This is a genomic window from Runella aurantiaca (genome assembly GCF_003339505.1).
GTDB classification, from domain to species: Bacteria; Bacteroidota; Bacteroidia; order Cytophagales; family Spirosomataceae; genus Runella; species Runella aurantiaca.
Map to the genome: position 1 here is coordinate 138,896 of NZ_QPIW01000009.1, position 20,284 is coordinate 159,179.

The following is a 20,284-nucleotide window of genomic DNA, read 5'->3' on the forward strand; positions in this document are numbered from 1 at the left end:
CATTAACCGCCGAGCCGCAACACGTTGCGGCTCGGCGTGTTTTTAGCCAATCAAAAACACGGTAGGTTTTCGGTGCAAATCGTAGGGTTTATTTTTCCAGTCTTTGACAAAAAGCGTTTTGACAAATCCGTCAGGAGCCGTCAGGTTACAGGCTACGCAGAGGCGGGTGGTAGGCTCACAATGAATCAGTAAATCTTCCATTACCTGATTATTTCGGTAAGGTGTTTCGATAAACAACTGGGTTTGTTTGCGCGCCATGGCCTCTTTCTCCAAATACTTAATCGTTTTTACCCGTTGGGCGCGTTCGATGGGCAAATAGCCGTGAAACACAAACGATTGGCCATTCAGTCCCGAGGCCATAAGGGCCAATAAAAGGGACGACGGACCCACCAACGGCACCACTTCGATGTTGAGTTGATGCGCTATCTTCACGGCGGTTGCGCCAGGGTCAGCCACGCCCGGGCAGCCCGCTTCTGACAATACACCCGCGTTTTTGCCTTCTTTCAACAAAGCTTTGAGTTGAGCCAGCGTTTCGACTTCGGGGGTTTCTTTGTTGAGGTCGTAAAAAGTCAGGGTATCAATGACTTTCCCCAGTTTAAGGCCGCTAATAAAACGCCGGGCGGTACGTAGGTTTTCGGCAAAAAATACATCAAGATTTTTGACGCTTTCGGAAACTTGGGCAGAGAGTACATCGGCAGAGGTATCGTCGGCGAGGGGCGTGGGAATCAGAAATAATTTCATTGTAAAAAGTTAACCAACGATTGCACAAATGCTTCGGGCTTTTCGGCCTGCACCCAATGGCTTGCACCTTCGATGGTGTCAACGGTGGAGTTAGGAAAAAGATGCTGAATGGTGGGAAGGTCTTTATCCCGGACGTAACCAGATTTTTCGCCACGCATAAAGAGCGTGGGCTCGGTCACGATGCGCGGGTTGATGAGGTCTTGCCCGATGATTTCGATGTTTGCTTCAATGACGGGCAAATTGAGTCGCCACGCAAAAACGCCATCGTCGTTGCGGTAGAGGTTTTTGAGCAAGAACTGCCGTACCGACGGAATCGACTCGTACTGACTCAAAATTGCATCGGCCTCGTTACGACTTTGCAACGAAGCCAGAGGAATGGCTTTTAAGCCCGCAATGATTTCGGCGTGGTGTACTGGGTACGAACGCGGGGCAATATCAACCACCACCAACTGACTGAATGCATCAGGATACTGCATGGCGTACTGCATTACGGTTTTGCCACCCATCGAATGTCCGACCAAAATGGGTTTTTCCAGTCCCTGTTGTTGGATAAATTCGTGTAAATCATCGGCTAACTTAGGATAAGAATGCGTAGGGGCGTGTGGAGAACGCCCGTGGTTGCGCTGGTCGACGGCGTATACCGAAAAGCCTTGGTCGGCAATTACTTTGCTGATGGTGAGCCAGTTGTCGCACGAGCCAAAGAGGCCGTGCAAGATTACCATGGGACGTCCTGTCCCGACTTGACGAAAGAAAAGTTGCATGGATTGTCTGAAATCGTGGTGATGATGACCAAACCCCACCAAAAGGGGATATTGGCTAAAACCAACGTATTTGATTGGTATATGAACAAAATTAGTAACTTTTGGAAAGTATTGAAAAGTTACTTTTTGATTAGTTCAAATGAATACCAGAATTGCTTTCTTACTTTTTTTGATTTGGCTCATTAGTATACCCACCTTAGCTCAGGAACGCATTGAGCTAAGCTCCTCAAAAGAATCTGTTTCAGTGGGATTGATGTGCGGAGTTTTGGAGGATTCGGAAGGGATTTTTACCCTTCAAACCCTTCAAAAAATACCCTTTAAAAGAGCGGTGTCGACCATCCCGAACAGTGGGTATACGGCTTCGGTTGTTTGGATGAAAATAAATGTGCTGAAAACGGGAGAAAATCAGTGGTATTTGGAAATTGACAACCCCCGCTTGAACGACGTGACGTTGTACGTGATTCATGACCAAAAAATGGTTTACACCCAAAAGTTAGGGGATGCGTTACCTTTTGACGCTTATTCTATCCCCGACCGAAGCCCCATTTTCAATCTCCCTTTGGCGTCTAATCAATCGTATACCCTGTATTTACGGGCGGTTTCGACCGAGGATTTGAAATTACCGCTGATGTTTTGGGAAGAGCATCAGCTGTACGCGCATTTGGCGGGCAAAAACCTTATTTGGGGGATTTATTTCGGGTTTATTTTGCTCATTACGCTGTATAATTTCTTTTTATGGTTCGTGACCCGCGATTCAATTTATGGCCATTATTGTCTTTATGTGCTGTTTTTTGGGGCATTTCAATTTTGTTTGTACGGTTTTGGCTATCAGTATATTTGGAGCAACTCCGTGTTTAATGACCGTTCTCACATCTTTTTTTTGGGTATCTCGGGCGTATTTCTGACGTTCTTTTCGCTTGCTTTTTTGGACCCGTATAAACGCTTTCCTTGGCTAAAACTGTTCATGAAAACCGCCGCTTATGTCTTTGCGGTGGGTTTTACGGCTTGCCTGTTTTGGTATAATTCATACATCAACGTGGTTTTTATTACCGCCGCTGCCGTAATGGTTGGCATTCAGTGTTACAGCGCTATTGGCTTGGCGTGGGCGGGTTCAAAAATGGCTCAATTGTATTTGCTGGCTTCAGGTACGCTCTCAGTGGCGGTGTTGGTGGTAGGGATGAAAAATCTGGGTTGGATTTCCGCCGACAACCAAGATTATTACCTTATGGCGGGGTCTATGTTTGAAATCGTTCTGTTTTCGCTGGCGTTGGGGTATCGGCTACGGTCGATGCAACTCGAAAGGCTTCGTCAGCAACAGATGAGAGATGAGATTTCAATCAATCTACACGATGATTTGGGGGCTTCGTTGAGCAGTCTAACGATGCTTTCGGAACTTAATCGCCGAAAAGCACAGAAGCAAGACCCCGAGTTGGCGGAGATGTTTGGGCGAATCAGTGAGCGCTCCCGAGAAGCAATGCGTTTGGTCAGGGAGGCAGTTTGGGAAATTAATCCGCACAACGATACCTCCGAAGAATGGGTAGACCGGATGGTGACGTTTGCGCAGGATACGTTCGGCGCCCGACAGATTGAATTCGAACTTTTGATTGATGACAACCTTCGCAATGAACAGTTTCCTATTGACCAGCGACGCAATTTGTTCTTATTTTTTAAGGAGGCGGTCAACAATATTGCCAAACATTCAGGGGCTACGCACGCAAAGGTGCATTTCGAGAAAAAAAACGGGGTTTTAAAACTGTTAATCAGCGATAATGGACATGGATTTAATATTGCGCAGGCTACCGAAGGCAATGGACTTAAAAACTTTAAAAAAAGGGCAGAAGCGCTCAGAGCCGATTTGTCAATGCAATCATCGCCCGAATCAGGCACGTACATAGAATTAATTTTTCGGGCGTCGGCCTACTTGAATTAACAGTTGACAGGCATACGTTTTATTCTCAAATTTACGGATGATAAACCCACCCAATATGATACGTGTTGCGCTATTTGAGGATATAAAAGAAATTCGGGAACTGCTGTCCGAAACCATCGAAAACAGTGAAGGGCTGTTGATGACAGGAGCCTACGCCAATGCAAACGATGCCCTGAAAGTCATGAAACGCGACCGACCCGACGTGGTGCTGATGGATATTCAAATGCCCGGCATATCGGGGATTGAGGCGGTGCGTACCATCAAGGCGAGTTTCCCAGAGATTCAAATTTTAATGCAGACCGTTTTTGAAGACAATGCGCGTATTTTTGCGGCGATTTGTGCGGGCGCTTCGGGGTATATTTTAAAGGATGCTTCTCCCGAACGTTATTTGGACGCTATCATTGAGGTAGCGCAGGGCGGAGCGCCGATGTCACCTGTGATAGCCCGTAAAGTATTGACGATGTTTCAGGGGCAAAATACCGCCGCTCCCAAGGAAGAATACCATGAACTCAGCCCGACGGAACAAAAAGTGTTGGGGTGTTTGGTGAGGGGACTAAGCTATAAATTGATTGCGGATGAATGCAAAATAAGCATTTCTACGGTCAATTTCCACCTCAAAAATATTTACCGTAAACTGCACGTCAACTCGGCCACCGAGGCCATTTCTAAAGCTCTGCGTCAGCAATTGACCAGTTTATAGAGGCAAGTTTACTATTAACTTTTAACCGAAAAACAGCAGAATAATAAATGTAAAATGAAATGTAAGGGCAGGCTTACTATTATCTCTTAACCGAAAACCGCTAAACAATAAATATAAAATGTAATGTAGGGGCAGGCTTTACGTCTGCCCATTGTTGTGTTTAGTCTGCCTCAATTCCGCCTTCTGCCTACTTGATTTAGTAGTTTACAGGGCTTCTGGAAAGCACTACTTTTGAGTCATTCAAAATCGTTTAATGAATACTTTAAATCCAAGCTGCTTATGAAATTCAATGTCTTGTTGCCCGCTCTGTTGCTTTGTATGGGAAGCGTTTTCTGTGGTTTTGCTCAAGAGGAAGAAGAGCAAGAGCCTGAAACTCCCGTGAGGAAAGTGAATCTACAGTTGCTGATGCAAAACGCTTCGCCGTTGCAGAAAAACAAGCTAACCCAGTTGAAGTCGCAGGCCCAGGCCAAAAAGTTTTCGTTTACCCCCCGGGTAACTTCTGTTTTGGGGGCTGATTTGACTAAAATTACGGGTTACAAAGTCGACAAAACCTTAACGGCCGATAAGATGCAAAAGCAAATTGAGGCCGCCAATAAATCGTTGAGCGAATCGGGAGAAGGTGGTAATGTAACCACTTTTTCGTCGGCCCCACCGCCACCAGTGTTTAGAACGCCTAATCTCCCCGCCATCCGAAATCAGGAAAGTTGCGGTAGCTGTTGGGCTTTTGCAGCCTGTGGAGCGGCCGAAATAAGTTTTCGTAAGAAATACAATTATAGTACCAATTTGGCTGAACAACAGCTAGTTGACTGCGCTACACCCGCGTTTGATGGTTGCTCAGGTTTTTTCTCTGAAGGAGCAATGACCTATATGCAGTTGTTTGGGGTGTTGTACGAAACCCGTTATGAATACGATGCTCGTGATAATAACCGTTGCCGCGACAACGTACCGCGACGGAAACACAAACTTTTGGCGTGGTCGTGGTTGGATGCAAATCCCTTTAACATGGACGATGCCACGGCCATCAAAAGGGCCATCCTGCGCTATGGCGCGGTGACCTGCGGCATTGTGGCAACGGATGCATTTTGTAGTTATGGCGGTAACGAAGACGAGGTGTTTGACGAAATTGCCCCGCAAAATTTCAAGGCCGAAGACGTAAATCATGCCGTGGTCATTGTGGGCTGGGACAACAACAGAGGGGCGTGGTTGGTCCGTAATTCGTGGGGAACGGGTTGGGGAAATGACGGCTACGCGTGGGTAAAATACCGCCACAACGGCATCGGCTTTAATTCAGTTTGGGTAAGTGGGAAAAAAACGTGGACCAATAACTAACCCAAATCTCCAGCATGAAAAAAATCATTTTTGGGATATTTTTGCTCACTTTTGGACAAACTTCCCTCAATGCTCAATCGGATGTTTCCTTTGAGAAAGTAAGCATTTGTCTGACCAACACTCCCAATCGTTGCCTGAACAGAGCCCGCGCAGAAACCATCGGCGAAAACGACCCGCTGACGGTGGAAGTAGTCTTGAAAAGCAATAATGCACGCCTGCTTAGAGACCAGATACAGTATATTTATGTGGAAGCGGCCCGCATGTCGCCCAATTGTCTGAGGGCCTCTTCAACCCCCGACAATTGTCCTCCTGATGCTTATTTAGGGTGGTTGGGCCTTTATACCTCCCCGACGGTAACTATCGCCAAGCCGCAGTTGGTGGACGATGCTGATTTTATTCGTCCGCAATTGGCGGCCACCAAAAAACTGCGTCAGGAAATGCTCGAAATCCCCGTCGAAATTGTCGAAAATCGCCCGGGGTTGCCGGGAGAAAAGCCGATTGGTCGGCTGGATTGGCCTGATAATAAACGCAAACCACCTTATTCGTTTCGATTCAAAGCCAATGGAATGAGGATGATTGCCCAGAATGCCCATAAATACTTGCGCGTGACAGTGACCCTGCGAAATGGTGAAAAAATTTCTTCTGACCACGTTCGAATCAATGTGCAATGAGGTATATATTTAAAAACAGAACTAAAACTTTTACCCGATGAATAGATACGTGTTCATAAAACGTTTTCCCGCTAGAGTATCCTTTTGGGTGCTTATGTTAATATGTTTGGGATGTATTCAATTAATGACTTTTGCGCAAAATCCTGACCCGTACGTGGGCACTTTCAAGGCCGAACAGGCCGATATTTTACTCAACATTACGCAGCGTAACAATCGCTATGAAGGCGTGTTTACCGCCGAGGGAAAGCGCTATAACTGTGTGGCCAATCGAGTAGTGGCGGGGGTATCTGGAACTTATTCTGACAACGGACAAGATATTGAATTTTCGTTGGGGAAATTATTGGGGGAATATTTTATCACCACGCAGGGAGTGACCATCCCGATGAAACGGACTTCGGTGACGCCTTCCTTTTCCAATGCTCCCAGTACAAGGCCTGCAACGGCGGCGGCGCAACCCGCTCAGCCTCAGGCCACCACGCCAACGGCCGCAAGAGCTTTTGGTAAAATGTACACAAGTGCTTCGGGATACAGTTTTAATAGCCCTGCGGGCTGGAATTTGCAGGGGCAAGAAAACGGTGGGTACTCTTTCTTGCGCTCGGGACAGCAGACCGTTCTGTCCGTTTCGCCTCATGCGTATCCAACGATTCAGGCTATTCTAAATGATATTTATGATCAAAATGATGCCGCTTCCAATACCTATTTGAAGGTCCGAAAAGAGCGTTATGGCTCCAACGGAGTGCTGGCAACCTACGAAGGAACCATGCAAGGCACACCCGCCGTGTTGACAATCCTCTCTTTGTTGTCGCCCTACGGGGGTGGGGTCACTTTCACGACCATTGCACCGCGCGCAGAGCACACAACCGAACTGCCGCAAACGCTCAAATCAATGGCGGCGAGTGCGACTTTCAGCAAGCCGCAAACCTCTCCCGCCGCCGAGCAATGGCGCAATCGGCTCAATGGTAAGCAGTTATTGTATCTCTATACGGGAAGTGGCTATTCCGAAAAACAAACCTTTGATTTATGCTCCAACGGCACTTTTATTTCGGGAGGAGATACGTCGGCGAGCAGTTCGGGAGGCTTTGGGGGTGATTTTTCGGCCGTGACGCAAGGGGGCGGCTCGGGTACGTGGCGTGTGGGGGCAGAAGGGAATCAGGTAATTTTGGTTTTTAATTACCGCAACGGAAACACTTCACGGTTTACGGTGGCCACGGCACCCAACGGAACGAGTGTGTTGTTGAACAACAAAAAATACTTTGTACAAGCCAGCCCGAGTTGTCGCTAACGCGGGCTGGCTTGTTGGGGATTAATCTTTCAGGTTAAGGACTTTTTTCACTTCATTATAATCTTTCCAATTGACGTGGCCAAGGCGCGCGCCCGTGGCTGGCGGAACAATAACCGCCCGAAATTCTTCGTCGACAAAGAATTGGTTTACGTCAACCTCCTTGGAAAAAGAAATAAAAGCGGAAATGAGGCCAGGCTCCATGGCAAAGGAGTAGGTTACATGGGCATCGTTGAAATACGTATCCCACGGCACTGCGTTTACAAACGCTTTATTGGCGGCGGTGCGGTTATAAAGAAACACCATGCCGCCATCCATCGTCTTTTGGGTCAAGTACGTCTGAATAGCGCCCCCTTGCAATCCAATGGTGGTATAACGCTCGGTTTTGTTGTAGTTGGTAATGAAAGATTGTTTGGAAACCGCCACCCAATTGGTTGAATAAAAGGCCGTTCCGCCTGTCGTTCCGGGGTCGCCTTTAGGTCCAATTGGGCCTTGGGGTCCAACAGGCCCTTGATCACCTTGGGGTCCAGCGCAAGCCGAGACAAAAAGTACTGCTGCAAGCGATAAATAACTTAAAATCTTCATGATGTTAGAGAGTGCTCCCACCTTCAGGGAGACATTTTTTGGAGTGATTCATATCCTGAAGGTCTTGTGGAAGATATGAGATGGACTGCAATCATTTTTGCAAGATTAACGAGTATTTCTGAAAGATATTTAGAAACCCAGTCATAAATAATACAATCCTGTTTGCCATAAATGATGAACCCCTACAATTTAAACTTTAGATCAATCTAATGAAAAGGAACATTTTTATTTTGACAATTGTGCTAATGCTGCTGGGCGTTGGCGTGCGGGAAATCCAAGCCCAAAACGTAACCATTTTGCCAAGTGGTATCAGCCCGTCGCCAGCGGGAGCCGTGCCGCGTATCAGCTATGAAGCGATTATGGCTTTGCCTTCACCGCAGGGTGGTGATTTGGCCTACGATATTACCTTTGGCGTAATGCGCATGTACAACGGCACCGATTGGTTGATCCTCCGCGCCACTGATACCTCTCGCAGAGAAGCGGGTATTTATGAAAGCATCAATACCAAGCAATTAGAAAATAATTCAATCGCCGTAGACGTTGCGGGCAATGTCTACATCTCTGGTCGATTTAAAGGTACATTTTCTGCGGGTGGATTTACGTTGGTATCGGCGGGAGGATATGACCTATTTGTTGCTAAATTCAATTCCTCAGGTACGATGCAGTGGTTGCGGCGTGGGGGAGGGCAGTTTGATGATTTTGACCATCGCCTTGCCCTTGATGCTGCCGGGAATATATACGTTACGGGTGGTTTTCAGTCGGTTGCGGATTTTAATACTCCCTCCGCTTCTGGGAAAAACGAATTGGTATCAGCCGGAGGTTTGGATATATTCATCGCCAAATACAATTCGGCGGGGGCACTTCAGTGGCTTCGTCGCGGGGGGGGGGCTGTTAATGATCGAGGAAATGATATTGCCATTGATGGAAACAACAACATCTACATCATTGGGAGTTTTAACGGTACGGCCAATTTTAATACGCCTTCTGCTTTTGGAAGCAACCAACTCATTTCCGCTGGAACCGCAGACTTGGATATGTGCGTGGCCAAGTACAATTCAGCGGGTACGCTCCAGTGGCTCCGTCGGGGGGGAGGAACCGCTAATGATGTTGGATTGGGCATTGCCGTAGATCCAACGGGCGTGGTGTACGTCACAGGAAGTTTTGCTTTTACCGCCAATTTTAATACTCCCTCCGCTTCTGGTAGTAATGAATTGGTATCAGTATCTAACGGAGTGTCTGATTTATTTTTGGTCAAGTACAGTACGCTTGGTACGCTTCAGTGGATTCGGCGGGGCGGCGGGTCGAGTTTTGATTATGGTAATGACATTGCCCTGGATGCAACGGGCAACGTTTATGTAACGGGAAAGTTTTCTGCTACGGCCAATTTTAATACCCCTTCGGCTGCTGGAAGTAACGAGCTGGTAAGTGCTGGTTTAGAAGATATACTTGTTGTTAAGTACAATCCATCAGGGGTTGTACAACTTCTTCGACGGGGAGGAGGAGCTGGTAATGATATTGGGCATGGTATCGTGGTGGATGAAAGCGGGAACATTTACGTAACGGGCGAGTTTAAACAAACGGCTAATTTTAACACGCCCACCGCAACGGGAAGTAATGAAATGATAGCAGCAGGTACCGATCTTGCAAGTACGGATATGTTTACTGTCAAGTACAACGCCGCCGGTACAGTGCAGTGGCTGCAACGTGGGGGCGGCCCTAGTTACGATCATGGCTACGGGATTGCACTAGGCGCAAACGATAACGTGTATGTAGTGGGGACTTACCGAGGCTTAGCACCCTTGGGACTTGGAACATTTAACACGGGTAGTAATGACGTATTGGGCGGTTTTTGGGCTTTTTTTAAGCAATAGACGTGTTTAGATTTTGTGGAAAATTGTTCTCTTCAGTTCATATCTGCTTATCTTTGCGCCCAAACCAAAAATCAGCTAAAATGAGTTTAATGAAAGCCTACCCGTACCTCTACCGTTGGGCCGAAACGTACGGAAAAGTGGAGTTTGGAAAACTGGAGGACGCCGAAGGAACAGTACGTTGTATTGATGAAACAGGAACGGTTTTTGAATCTCCTAAAAAAGTAAAAGACCTAGATGCCGCGCTGAAAATGGCCGAGGAAGCCATTTATGAGTGGTTTGAGGTAAACGACCCTGATGAATTAGATGATTGATTTGTAATAAACCGAAAAATAATAAATGTAAAAGGCTGAATATAAAACGGAAATTCAAATTGTCGTTGCAATGGGTTGATTCTAAAATCTAATTTCAATCGTTTGATTAATAGGTAATTATGTTGGTGTTTTGCGTTCTTTATTTCACATTTTAAATTTTACATTTCCCTAACGTGTTTGATATTAAACAAAAAGTAGGTGTTTTAGGCGGCGGTCAATTGGGCCTGATGCTACTGCAAGCCGCGATTGACTGGAATTTAAACGTCAAGATTTTAGATGCCGCCGATGCGCCCTGTGCTGCCATTGCGCCCGAGTTTGTGGAAGGCTCGTTGCAGGACTATGACGCAGTGTATCAATTCGGCCAGGATGTGGAAGTGCTGACCATTGAAATTGAAAAAGTAAACGTGGAAGCATTGGAAGCGCTCGAACGAGAAGGAAAAAAAGTGTTTCCGCAGCCGCACGTCATTCGATTGATTCAGGACAAACGCTTACAGAAGCAATTTTATCGTGACCACGGCCTGCCCACCGCCGATTTTGTGCTGACTGAAAATCGCGCCGATGTGCGCAATTATGCCGATTTTCTGCCCGCTTTTCACAAACTAGGCAAAGACGGCTACGATGGCAAAGGTGTACAGCGAATCGCATCGACCGCTGATTTTGACAAGGCGTTTGACGCGCCGGGGCTACTGGAAAAAGCCGTTGATTTTGACAAAGAATTGGCCGTAATCGTGGCCCGGAATGAGCGTGGCGAAGTAGCCACTTTTCCGACCGTCGAAATGGTTTTCCATCCCGAAGCCAATCTGGTCGAATACCTTTTTTCTCCCGCCGATATTTCACCTGAAATTGAACAGCAAGCCCAAGAATTGGCCAAAAAAACAGCACAGGCCATCGGAATCGTGGGACTTTTGGCCGTTGAAATGTTTTTGACCAAAGACGGGCAAGTGCTCATCAATGAAGTGGCTCCGCGCCCACACAACAGCGGTCACCACACCATTCGGGCCAATTTTACCTCGCAGTTTGAGCAGCATTGGCGGGCTATTTTAGACTTTCCGCTGGGCGATACTACCGCTTACACGCCTGCCGCCATGGTCAATTTATTGGGAGAAGAAGGTCACACTGGCCCTGCGTATTACGAAGGAATGGAGGCGTTGCTGGCTACCCATGGCGTATTTCCGTTTTTATACGGTAAAAAAATCACTAAACCTTTCCGTAAAATGGGTCACATTACCGTGACGGACAGTGATTTGACAAAGCTGAAAGAAAAAGCCGAATGGGTGAAAGGGGCATTGAAAGTGGTGACCAAATAACGAACCAACGTTGGATTGGATGTGTTTAAAAAATAGATTTCGGCACATTTGCCGTGACATACCGACTATAAACTGCCAATTTAAAAATGACACCCAATCTCCCCAAAACTGAACTCAAGCGCGTCGTAATCGTGGGCGCGGGGTTTGGTGGGCTTGTGCTGGCGCGTGAGCTTTCAAAACGTTCTGATTTACAGATTGTACTGATAGATAAGAATAATTACCACCAATTCCAGCCGCTGTTTTATCAAGTAGCCATGGCGGGGTTGGAGCCGAGTTCTATTTCTTTTCCGCTGCGTAAAGTATTTCAATCGAAGAATAACGTTCATATTCGGGTCACGGAAGTGGTGAAAATTGATACTGAATCCAACGTCATTGAGACAAAACTCGGACCCGTTGAATATGACTTTTTGGTGTTGGCGACGGGAGCCGATACCAACTTTTTCGGCATGAAAAACATGATCGGAAATGCCATGCCCATGAAATCGGTGTCGGAGGCATTGGCGCTTCGTAATCGAATGCTCCAAAATTTTGAGGATGCCCTGAGCGTAGAGACCATTGAAGAACGTCACGGCCTGATGAACGTGGTGATTGTGGGCGGCGGGCCAACGGGCGTGGAAGTGGCTGGCACATTGGCCGAAATGAAACGGCATATTTTGCCGAAAGATTATCCCGAATTGAACTTCGATTCGATGCAGATTTACCTTTACGAATCGTCGCCCGAAGTGCTGGAAGTCATGTCGGACCAAGCCTCCAAAAAAGCTAAGCAGTATTTGACCGACTTGGGCGTCAATCTGCGTTTGGGCGTTCGTATTGTTGATTTTGACGGAAAATACGCCACCACCAACACAGGCGACCGCATCCGTACCAACAACCTGATTTGGGCGGCGGGCGTCAAGGCCAACGCGATTGAGGGCATTCCAGTGGCTTCCATTGTACGGGGAGGTCGGGTAAAAGTGAATCAGTTCAGTCAGGTTGAAGGCACGAAAAATATTTTTGCGTTGGGCGACTTGGCCTTAATGACTGAAGAAAAATATCCCAATGGGCACCCCCAATTGGCGCAGCCGGCCATGCAGCAGGGCGAATTGCTCGCCAAAAACCTGGTACGGATGCTGAAAGGGCAAGAGATGAAACCATTTGTGTACAAAGATTTAGGTTCGATGGCGACCGTGGGCCGCAATCTTGCCGTGGTAGACTTGCCTTTCTGGAAGTTTCAGGGATTTTTTGCGTGGTTGACTTGGATGTTTGTGCACCTTATCTCCATTGTTGGCGTTAAAAATCGGCTTTTAATTTTTATCAACTGGCTCTGGAATTATGCTACCTACGACCAGTCGCTTCGGTTGATTATTAAACCTAAAATTTTAAAAGAAAAAGAACCCGATGTTGTAAAAGAAACCGTTTAGGCGGTTGCCTTTCTTCCTGCTTTTTTACCAGCTCCGGCCCGCTAAAGCCTATCCTCAATATAGTATACAATCAGACCAGAAAACGTGTACGTTTGTGGCATAAATTTTAAACCCAAACTATTATGTTTCTGATTGTTATCGGAGTGATTTTGGTCATAGCAGGCTTTGCGATCAATACTCCATCGTTGGTGTTTGCCAAATTTTCCCGCCCTGTCAAAGTGGCGGGTGTTGTCTTGGCCATTTTCGGGGTTCTTACGTCGTGTATCAAGCAGGTTGATGCTGGTTCGGTGGGGATTCAATCTTTGTTTGGAAAGGTAAGTAATACTGTTTTGAGCAGTGGATTAAACTTTGTAAACCCGCTCGTGGATGTCACCTTGCTAGATACAAAGACGCAAAATTATACCATGTCGGCCGTACATGATGAGGGGGATAAAACAGGCGACGACGCCATCCGTATTCTGACCGCAGACGGACTTCAGGTTGAAATAGATTTAACGATTCTCTACCGCGTTATTCCCTCTGAAGCGCCCAAAATTTACCGCGAGATTGGACCTACTTACGTTGAGAAAATCGTACGACCTATCACGCGAACGCGCATCCGTGACAATGCCGTTAATTATGACGCAGTAGCGTTGTACTCGACCAAGCGTGATGAATTTCAGGCGCGTATTTCCAAACAAATTGAACAGGAATTTAAAAATCGAGGAATTTTTCTGGAAAACGTCTTGATTCGGAATATCAACCTGCCCGAGTCGGTCAAAAAAACCATTGAGTCCAAAATCAATGCCGAGCAGGAATCGCAGAAAATGCAATTTGTGTTGAGCAAAGAAAAGCAAGAAGCCGAGCGCAAGCGCGTTGAGGCGCAGGGGATTTCGGATTATCAGCGCATTATCTCCGAAAGTTTGACCGACCGTCAGTTGCAGTACGAGCAAATCAAGGCCCAAAAAGAATTGGCGTCGTCGCCCAATGCCAAGGTCATTATCATGGGAAGTAAAGGCAATGTACCCGTGATTTTAGGTGAGAAATAATAATAATTCCTGAAATATGCGGTACGTACCTGTCTGACGGTTTTGAACCGTCGGACAGGTGATTGCTAGACGAGACTCCGAAACTGATAGAGGCCAAACGACATAATAACGCCCCAAATCGTGCCCCAGAGTAGCATTTGAGCAATGACGGTCAGACGCGGTACTTTGAACGACACGGCAATCAATGTGCCACCGATGGGCGTAAAAAGCAAAGGCGTAAGCAAGGCAATGCCTGTCATTCCTGATTTTTTCCAAACCCTAACGGCCAGCCGAGAACGCTTACTGAAAAGGCGGGGTTGAGTCTTTCGATAGCGGGCTATCAATTGTTGAATGGCGCTGCCCAAAAACACGAAAATAACTACACTCAGCATCATACCCACAACGGTGCAAATGGCCGTTTCCCACCAACTTAAGCTAAGTGCCAGGCCTGCCAATGGGCCTGCTACAAATTTGACCATGCTTGCCAATACAACTGAAATATATTTTGCCCAAGGCATTTTTAGAGGTGTGGTTTTGTTAAATAATCAGCAAAGTAGTCATTAACTTAGGACGAACAACCCAAAAACCCAAAAATCTGCTTAAAATCAAAAAACAAATTGCGTAAGTTTGGGCCAAATATCAGACGAAAATGGAAATCCTTGAACAAGTACAAAAATATGGATACGTGCGCGAAGCAGTTGCGCCAGAAGTAGATTTAGTGGCGGAAATCAATCGGCTTCGTAAAGAAAAAAACGCCGTTATCTTGGCGCATTACTACGTCGACGGTGCCATTCAGGATTTGGCCGACTACATCGGCGATAGCCTCGGGCTTTCGCAGCAGGCCGCCGCTACTCCTGCCGATATGATTGTTTTTTGCGGCGTTCACTTCATGGGTGAAACGGCCAAAATCCTCAGCCCTGAGAAAAAAGTTGTGATTCCTGACCTGAATGCGGGCTGTTCATTGGCCGACTCGGCCCCTGCTGATAAATTCGCGGCTTTCAAAGCGCAATATCCCGACCATTTGGTTCTTTCTTACATCAACTGCTCGGCCGAAATCAAGGCATTGTCGGACATCATCGTGACCTCGTCCAATGCCGTCAAGATTGTGGAGCAACTGCCCAAAGACCAAAAAATCATCTTTGCACCCGATGCCAACTTAGGACGTTATGTAGCCAAAAAAACGGGCCGTGATATGGTGCTGTGGGATGGAGCCTGTATTGTTCACGTTGATATTTCGGAAGCTAAATTGAAAGCCCTGCGCGAAAAATACCCGAATGCCCTGCTCGTAGCGCACCCTGAATGCAAAGACAACATCTTGCTTCAGGCCGATTTTGTGGGCTCAACCACCGCAATTCTGAAATTTGTGGCTGAAACGCCGCACGATGAATTTATCGTAGCTACGGAAGCAGGGATTTTGCACAAAATGAAACAAGCAGCGGCAGGAACGGGCAAAAAAATCATTCCCGCCCCCGCCACCGAAAACAACACCTGCGCGTGCAGTGAGTGTCCGTATATGAAAATGAACACGGTCGAAAAACTATACAACGCCCTTCTGTACGAGCAACCCGAAATCACAGTTCCAGAAGATATACGCCTGAAAGCCTACGAATCCGTCAATCGAATGCTGGAGATGAGCAAGAATTTGTAACGGATGCCTGATTTATACATCATCGCTGGGCCAAACGGAGCAGGGAAGACAACTGCGGCTAAAGTGCTTTTGCCAGATGTATTCCATGTTACTACTTTTATAAATGCGGACATCATTGCCGCTAAAATTAATCCACTGTCACCCGAATCTGCGGCTCTGCAGGCTGGGAGGCAAATGCTGAGCGATATTGAAAAATGCCTGGCTAACGGAGAGAGTTTTGTGATAGAAACAACTCTTTCAACAAAATCATATGTTAATCTCGTTCATAAAGTTAAGAAGCAGGGATACGAAGTTATATTGATTTATTTTTGGTTGGAAGGGCCCAGTCATGCTATTGAAAGAGTGGCTCGCCGTGTTAGGCAGGGCGGTCATTATATTCCCAATGAGGTCGTTATAAGGCGATATTGGAAGGGAATAAAAAATTTAAAGGACTTGTTTATTCCTATTGTTGATAAATGGGTACTTTTTGATAACTCTGATTACACCGAAGGGCATCCTCTAAGGATTGCCGAAAAGTTGCCCGATGGAAATGTTATAGTTGAAAACTCCGATATTTGGTTAAAAATCAAGGGCAATGAAAATAATTAGAAGAGATCCTTTATTTGAAAAGGTAGAGAAAGCTTTATTAAAAGCGTATCATCATATTCCTGCGGAACTTGAAGCTGAAAAAAAAAGGGACTTAACAAATGATGTGTCACCTAAGGCTCAAAAGAAGTAATTCAGTCACTATAATTTAACTCAATGAAACCCACCCTCTTAATACTTGCCGCTGGCATGGGCAGCCGCTACGGCGGAATCAAACAACTCGACCAATTTGGCCCCAACGGCGAAACCATCATTGATTATTCTCTCTACGACGCCATCCGGGCTGGTTTTGGCAAAGTTGTCTTTATTATTCGCGAAGAGCTTCGTGCTGATTTTGAAGAAGTATTTGGCCCAAAACTCAAAGGAAAAATTGACTACGATTACGCCATTCAGGGTTTTCAAAGTTACGTGCCCGTGGAGTTAGGGGAAATCGAACGAGCCAAACCTTGGGGAACGGGCCACGCCATGCTGTGCGGCTGGGAACAGACCCAAACGCCTTTTGCCATCATTAACGCCGACGATTTTTATGGTCTCGAAGCCTTTCAACTCGTGGCGGATTTCCTCAATACCAGTGCAGACGACAGCGAGCATACGCTGATTGCGTACCAAGTAAAAAAGACCCTGTCGGAAAACGGTACCGTGTCGCGGGGTGTGTGTGAAGTCAACTATGAAGGCTATTTGGACGTGGTGACTGAGCGCACGAAAATCTTCCCGCAGGAAGGAAAAATCTATTTTGAAGAAAGCGGCGAGCTTACCGAACTTGGCCCCGAAACGCCCGTTTCGATGAATTTTTGGGGTTTTAAGCCGTCTGTTTTCCCCATTACCCAGACACTTTTCTCTGATTATGCCCGCAATAACTACAATGCACCCAAAGCGGAATTTTATATTCCGGTAGTAGCTACGCATTTGATTAAGAGTGGTTTAGGTAAGCTTAAAGTGATTCCTAATGCTTCCGAATGGTTTGGTGTTACCTATCCAGAAGATAAACCCACCGTGCAGGCGGCATTGAAAAAGCTGCACGAGGATGGGAAGTATCCGAGCCAATTGTGGTAAGAAAGCAAATTTGTCATGCCGGACGGGGGCGCCCATGCGGGCATCTAAAATCGACTACTTTACGCTGATTTTAGATGCCTCCGGCATGACAAAGTAAATATTCATCTTATGAAAACCATTCTCATCTTCATTGTACGGGCTTATCAGGTGGCGCTTTCGCCGTATCTGCCCAATTCGTGCCGCTATACGCCGACCTGCTCGCACTACATGATTCAGGCCGTTCAAAAACACGGCGCGCTCAAAGGCGGTTGGTTGGGTCTCAAGCGCATTGCAAGTTGCCACCCGTGGGGTGGGCATGGGTATGATCCGGTGCCTTAAAAAATCGAAACATGAAATATCCCCGCAAACTTTCGTCGGGTGCCAATAACACCGTGATTGTGCTTTCAGATACGGAAGTAGCCAAGCTGTTTACGGACGATACGCGCTCGGACATTGGCTCGGAAGCCGAAAAGATAAAGTTTGCCAATGCAGTGAATGATTTGATAGTCAAGTTTATCCGTTTGGATTATAGCGAAGACTTAAAAGCTGAAATGCTCGTGATGGAACGCCTCCGCCCAATGGACTACCGCGCCTACGAAGTGGAAATACGCGAACTATGGCTTGATGTGTTTGAGGATGAACTCCGCGCTTTGCACCAAGCGGGCTTTGTACACCGCCACCTCAAACGCCCTTCCGACATTGGTGGACTAGCTTTTGATAATATTTTGCTGACCGAGCAGGGGCTGCGCCTGATTGATGTGGGTATCTCCGCGTTACGCTCGCAGGTGGAGAACGTGATTTTTGAGAAATACGTAGCGGTAGAAATCCAAGAGATACACTTATTTAAAAACTATTTTTTAAACCGATAATTTGTAGAAAAAACCATCGCTATGCCAAACTGGATTACGGCCAAAGAATATACGGATATTACTTACAAAAAATGCGACGGAGTAGCTCGCATCGCGTTTAACCGCCCTGAAGTGCGCAACGCCTTCCGTCCCAAAACTACCTTCGAACTCCTCGATGCCTTTGGGGATGCTACCCACGACCCCAAAATAGGGGTGGTGCTGTTGTCGGGTGAGGGACCATCGCCCAAAGATGGCATTTGGGCATTTTGTTCGGGAGGAGACCAAAAAGCCCGTCAAAAAGGCGGCTATCGCGCCGAAGATGGCCGCGACCGCCTCAATATTTTGGAAGTACAACGCCAAATCCGTTTTATGACCAAACCCGTGATTGCGGTCGTGCCAGGTTGGGCCGTAGGTGGTGGACATAGCTTGCACGTTGTCTGCGACCTGACGTTGGCCAGCAAAGAACACGCAATTTTTAAACAAACCGATGCCGACGTTGCTAGTTATGACGCAGGCTACGGATCGGCCTATTTGGCGCGTATGATTGGCCAGAAACGTGCCCGTGAAATTTTCTTTTTGGGACGTAGTTATTCGGCCCAAGAAGCCTTCGAAATGGGCATGGTCAACGCCTTTGTTCCGCACGAAGAGCTGGAAGATACGGCCTTCCAATGGGCGCAGGAAATTCTTGGAAAGAGCCCAATGGCTATCCGGATGTTGAAATTTGCTTTCAACCTCGTAGACGACGGCTTGGTCGGGCAGCAATTGTTTGCAGGAGAAGCCACTCGTTTGGGATACATGACCGAAGAGGCGCAAGAAGGGCGCGATGCGTTTCTTGAAAAACGCAAACCCAACTGGGATAAGTTTGAGCGATTCTCGTAATAAAACTTCGTAGTAGGCGCTTTATACAAAATACATGGTAAAAGTGAAATTGGCTTTGTCTGAAAGATTGACAAATTGCCAATTTTTGGGATTTTTGCGTAGTTTTGGGCAAATTTTTCGCGAGTACCCATGCCCGTAACGCTGCCCATCTTCTTGATAATGGCCCTTTCCTCCGTGGTGGTGGGGGTGTATTTGGAACGTAAAGTCTCCGCTTTTATTCAGGACCGTATGGGACCGATGGAAGTAGGGAAATGGGGCTTGCTGCAACTCATCGCTGATTTGCTCAAACTTCTGCAAAAAGAAGACATCGTTCCCGCCACTGCCGACCGAAAGCTGTTTCTGTTGGCCCCGTTGGTGATTTTTACGGCCATCTTCGCAGGTTATGCGGTGCTTCCGCTAAGTCCTGATTTACAGGGCTCTACCACGTCGGTCGGGATATTTTATTTGATGACGATTATCTCGGTCGATGTAATTGGGATTTTGATGGCGGGTTGGGGTTCCAACAATAAATTTGCCCTTTTTGGGGCGGTTCGTTCCGTGGCTCAAATCATTTCGTACGAAATCCCGCTGGGGTTGGTCATCTTGTGCGTCGTGATGACGGCCCAGACCCTTGATTTACAGACCATAAGTTATCAACAAGGGATTTATTCTGACGAAATCACGTACCTGTTTGGCTTAAAATCAATGGGCGTTGATATTACGCGGGTCGGTGGTTTTTTAAGTTGGAATATCGTCAGAAGTCCCTTTTTGATTATCGCCTACATTGTGTTCTTTATCACTACATTGGCCGAATGTAACCGCGCCCCTTTTGACATCCCCGAAGGAGAGTCAGAACTCGTGGGAGGATTCCATACGGAATATTCGGGAATGCGCTGGGCGCTGCTGTTTTTGTCAGAATACGCCATGATGCTGTTGGTGTCGTTGTTGGGGGCCATCCTGTTTTTAGGAAGTTGGAATACGCCGTTGCCCAACATTGGCCCGCTTCGCCTTGCCGATTGGACGAGCGGCGCTCCTGGCACCATTTGGGGCAACGTAACGGGCGCTTTTTGGCTGATTTTTAAAGCAGGTTTTGCAATTCTGATTCAGATGTGGGTTCGTTGGACTTTCCCGCGTTTGCGCGTAGACCAGCTCATGTTTTTGTGTTGGAAAGTGCTTACACCGGTGGCGTTGATTCTGTTTCTTTTCTGCGGGATTTGGCGTTTGTTGATGGTATAAAAAAACATTCGCAAGAATATTTTTGTCCTGAAATAAAAAAAATCAAGTCCCTTTTTTCTACTTTTGTTACATAAACACAATTACGATGTACCTCACGCTGAGAAACATACCTGCCGTCAAAGTCACGAAAGTTCGTGTGGTGGGCTGTGTCCGAGTCGGGAGCGTCGTATTTTAGGTAGCTATTA

Annotated in this window: 22 protein-coding genes; 18 read left to right on the forward strand and 4 right to left on the reverse strand. The window is 46.9% G+C overall.

Going from position 1 to position 20,284, the window contains the following annotated elements; genetic code table 11:
* Positions 1-42: 42 nt before the first annotated feature.
* Positions 43-741, reverse strand: a complete 699-nt coding sequence (locus tag DVG78_RS13220) for an SAM-dependent methyltransferase (protein ID WP_114461550.1) — start codon at positions 739-741, stop codon at positions 43-45.
* On the reverse strand, positions 738-1,502 hold the full coding sequence (locus DVG78_RS13225; protein WP_114461551.1) for an alpha/beta fold hydrolase: 765 nt from the start codon (positions 1,500-1,502) through the stop codon (positions 738-740). Before DVG78_RS13225 ends, DVG78_RS13220 begins: the two co-directional genes overlap by 4 nt.
* A gap of 139 nt (positions 1,503-1,641) precedes the next feature.
* Between DVG78_RS13225 and DVG78_RS13230 the strand changes: the two genes are divergently transcribed.
* The 5 genes from DVG78_RS13230 to DVG78_RS13250 all read left to right on the forward strand — a co-directional run bounded on the left by DVG78_RS13230 (position 1,642) and on the right by DVG78_RS13250 (position 7,414).
* Entirely contained in the window at positions 1,642-3,432 is a 1,791-nt protein-coding gene (locus tag DVG78_RS13230; RefSeq protein WP_114461552.1) for a sensor histidine kinase, read from the forward strand.
* A gap of 55 nt (positions 3,433-3,487) precedes the next feature.
* Complete coding sequence (locus DVG78_RS13235; protein ID WP_114461553.1) at positions 3,488-4,132, forward strand: response regulator; 645 nt, start codon at positions 3,488-3,490, stop codon at positions 4,130-4,132.
* 279 nt (positions 4,133-4,411) lie between these two features.
* Positions 4,412-5,461, forward strand: coding sequence for a C1 family peptidase (locus DVG78_RS13240; protein WP_114461554.1), 1,050 nt, complete (start codon positions 4,412-4,414; stop codon positions 5,459-5,461).
* 14 nt (positions 5,462-5,475) lie between these two features.
* Complete coding sequence (locus tag DVG78_RS13245) at positions 5,476-6,132, forward strand: hypothetical protein (protein WP_114461555.1); 657 nt, start codon at positions 5,476-5,478, stop codon at positions 6,130-6,132.
* 124 nt (positions 6,133-6,256) lie between these two features.
* Positions 6,257-7,414 carry a hypothetical protein gene (locus DVG78_RS13250; RefSeq protein WP_114461556.1) on the forward strand — a complete coding sequence of 386 codons (1,158 nt, stop codon included), beginning with the start codon at positions 6,257-6,259 and terminating at the stop codon, positions 7,412-7,414.
* Between the two features lie 21 nt (positions 7,415-7,435).
* Here the strand turns inward: DVG78_RS13250 and DVG78_RS13255 are convergent, their stop codons facing one another.
* A complete protein-coding gene (locus tag DVG78_RS13255) occupies positions 7,436-7,996 on the reverse strand; it encodes a collagen-like protein (protein ID WP_114461557.1) in 561 nt (186 codons plus the stop codon).
* 209 nt (positions 7,997-8,205) lie between these two features.
* Between DVG78_RS13255 and DVG78_RS13260 the strand changes: the two genes are divergently transcribed.
* The 5 genes from DVG78_RS13260 (at position 8,206) to DVG78_RS13280 (ending at position 13,913) form a co-directional block, all read left to right on the forward strand.
* Positions 8,206-9,867 carry an SBBP repeat-containing protein gene (locus DVG78_RS13260; protein ID WP_114461558.1) on the forward strand — a complete coding sequence of 554 codons (1,662 nt, stop codon included), beginning with the start codon at positions 8,206-8,208 and terminating at the stop codon, positions 9,865-9,867.
* A gap of 80 nt (positions 9,868-9,947) precedes the next feature.
* Positions 9,948-10,178, forward strand: a complete 231-nt coding sequence (locus tag DVG78_RS13265; RefSeq protein WP_147277074.1) for a hypothetical protein — start codon at positions 9,948-9,950, stop codon at positions 10,176-10,178.
* Between the two features lie 173 nt (positions 10,179-10,351).
* Positions 10,352-11,485, forward strand: a complete 1,134-nt coding sequence (locus DVG78_RS13270; protein ID WP_374755720.1) for a 5-(carboxyamino)imidazole ribonucleotide synthase — start codon at positions 10,352-10,354, stop codon at positions 11,483-11,485.
* A gap of 86 nt (positions 11,486-11,571) precedes the next feature.
* The gene (locus DVG78_RS13275) at positions 11,572-12,885 is read left to right on the forward strand and encodes an NAD(P)/FAD-dependent oxidoreductase (protein ID WP_114461560.1); all 1,314 of its coding nucleotides are present in this window, start codon (positions 11,572-11,574) and stop codon (positions 12,883-12,885) included.
* A 122-nt stretch (positions 12,886-13,007) separates the two neighbouring features.
* The gene (locus DVG78_RS13280) at positions 13,008-13,913 is read left to right on the forward strand and encodes a prohibitin family protein (RefSeq protein WP_114461561.1); all 906 of its coding nucleotides are present in this window, start codon (positions 13,008-13,010) and stop codon (positions 13,911-13,913) included.
* A gap of 65 nt (positions 13,914-13,978) precedes the next feature.
* Here the strand turns inward: DVG78_RS13280 and DVG78_RS13285 are convergent, their stop codons facing one another.
* Positions 13,979-14,410: a hypothetical protein gene (locus tag DVG78_RS13285; RefSeq protein ID WP_114461562.1), complete on the reverse strand. Its 432-nt coding sequence runs from the start codon at positions 14,408-14,410 to the stop codon at positions 13,979-13,981.
* A gap of 131 nt (positions 14,411-14,541) precedes the next feature.
* Here DVG78_RS13285 and nadA point away from each other — a divergent pair, with 131 nt between their 5' ends.
* The 8 genes from nadA to DVG78_RS13320 all read left to right on the forward strand — a co-directional run bounded on the left by nadA (position 14,542) and on the right by DVG78_RS13320 (position 20,099).
* Positions 14,542-15,540, forward strand: coding sequence for a quinolinate synthase NadA (nadA, locus tag DVG78_RS13290; protein WP_114066318.1), 999 nt, complete (start codon positions 14,542-14,544; stop codon positions 15,538-15,540).
* Between the two features lie 3 nt (positions 15,541-15,543).
* The gene (locus DVG78_RS13295; RefSeq protein ID WP_114461563.1) at positions 15,544-16,128 is read left to right on the forward strand and encodes an ATPase; all 585 of its coding nucleotides are present in this window, start codon (positions 15,544-15,546) and stop codon (positions 16,126-16,128) included.
* Entirely contained in the window at positions 16,115-16,258 is a 144-nt protein-coding gene (locus DVG78_RS30065; protein WP_158550026.1) for a hypothetical protein, read from the forward strand. Before DVG78_RS13295 ends, DVG78_RS30065 begins: the two co-directional genes overlap by 14 nt.
* A gap of 23 nt (positions 16,259-16,281) precedes the next feature.
* On the forward strand, positions 16,282-17,178 hold the full coding sequence (locus DVG78_RS13300; protein WP_114461564.1) for a nucleotidyltransferase family protein: 897 nt from the start codon (positions 16,282-16,284) through the stop codon (positions 17,176-17,178).
* A 108-nt stretch (positions 17,179-17,286) separates the two neighbouring features.
* Positions 17,287-17,496, forward strand: coding sequence for a membrane protein insertion efficiency factor YidD (gene yidD, locus DVG78_RS13305; protein WP_114066314.1), 210 nt, complete (start codon positions 17,287-17,289; stop codon positions 17,494-17,496).
* Positions 17,497-17,507: 11 nt separating this feature from the next.
* Entirely contained in the window at positions 17,508-18,026 is a 519-nt protein-coding gene (locus tag DVG78_RS13310; protein ID WP_114461565.1) for a hypothetical protein, read from the forward strand.
* Between the two features lie 21 nt (positions 18,027-18,047).
* Positions 18,048-18,884, forward strand: a complete 837-nt coding sequence (locus tag DVG78_RS13315; protein ID WP_114461566.1) for a 1,4-dihydroxy-2-naphthoyl-CoA synthase — start codon at positions 18,048-18,050, stop codon at positions 18,882-18,884.
* Positions 18,885-19,013: 129 nt separating this feature from the next.
* A complete protein-coding gene (locus DVG78_RS13320) occupies positions 19,014-20,099 on the forward strand; it encodes a complex I subunit 1/NuoH family protein (RefSeq protein ID WP_114461567.1) in 1,086 nt (361 codons plus the stop codon).
* Positions 20,100-20,284 lie beyond the last annotated feature (185 nt).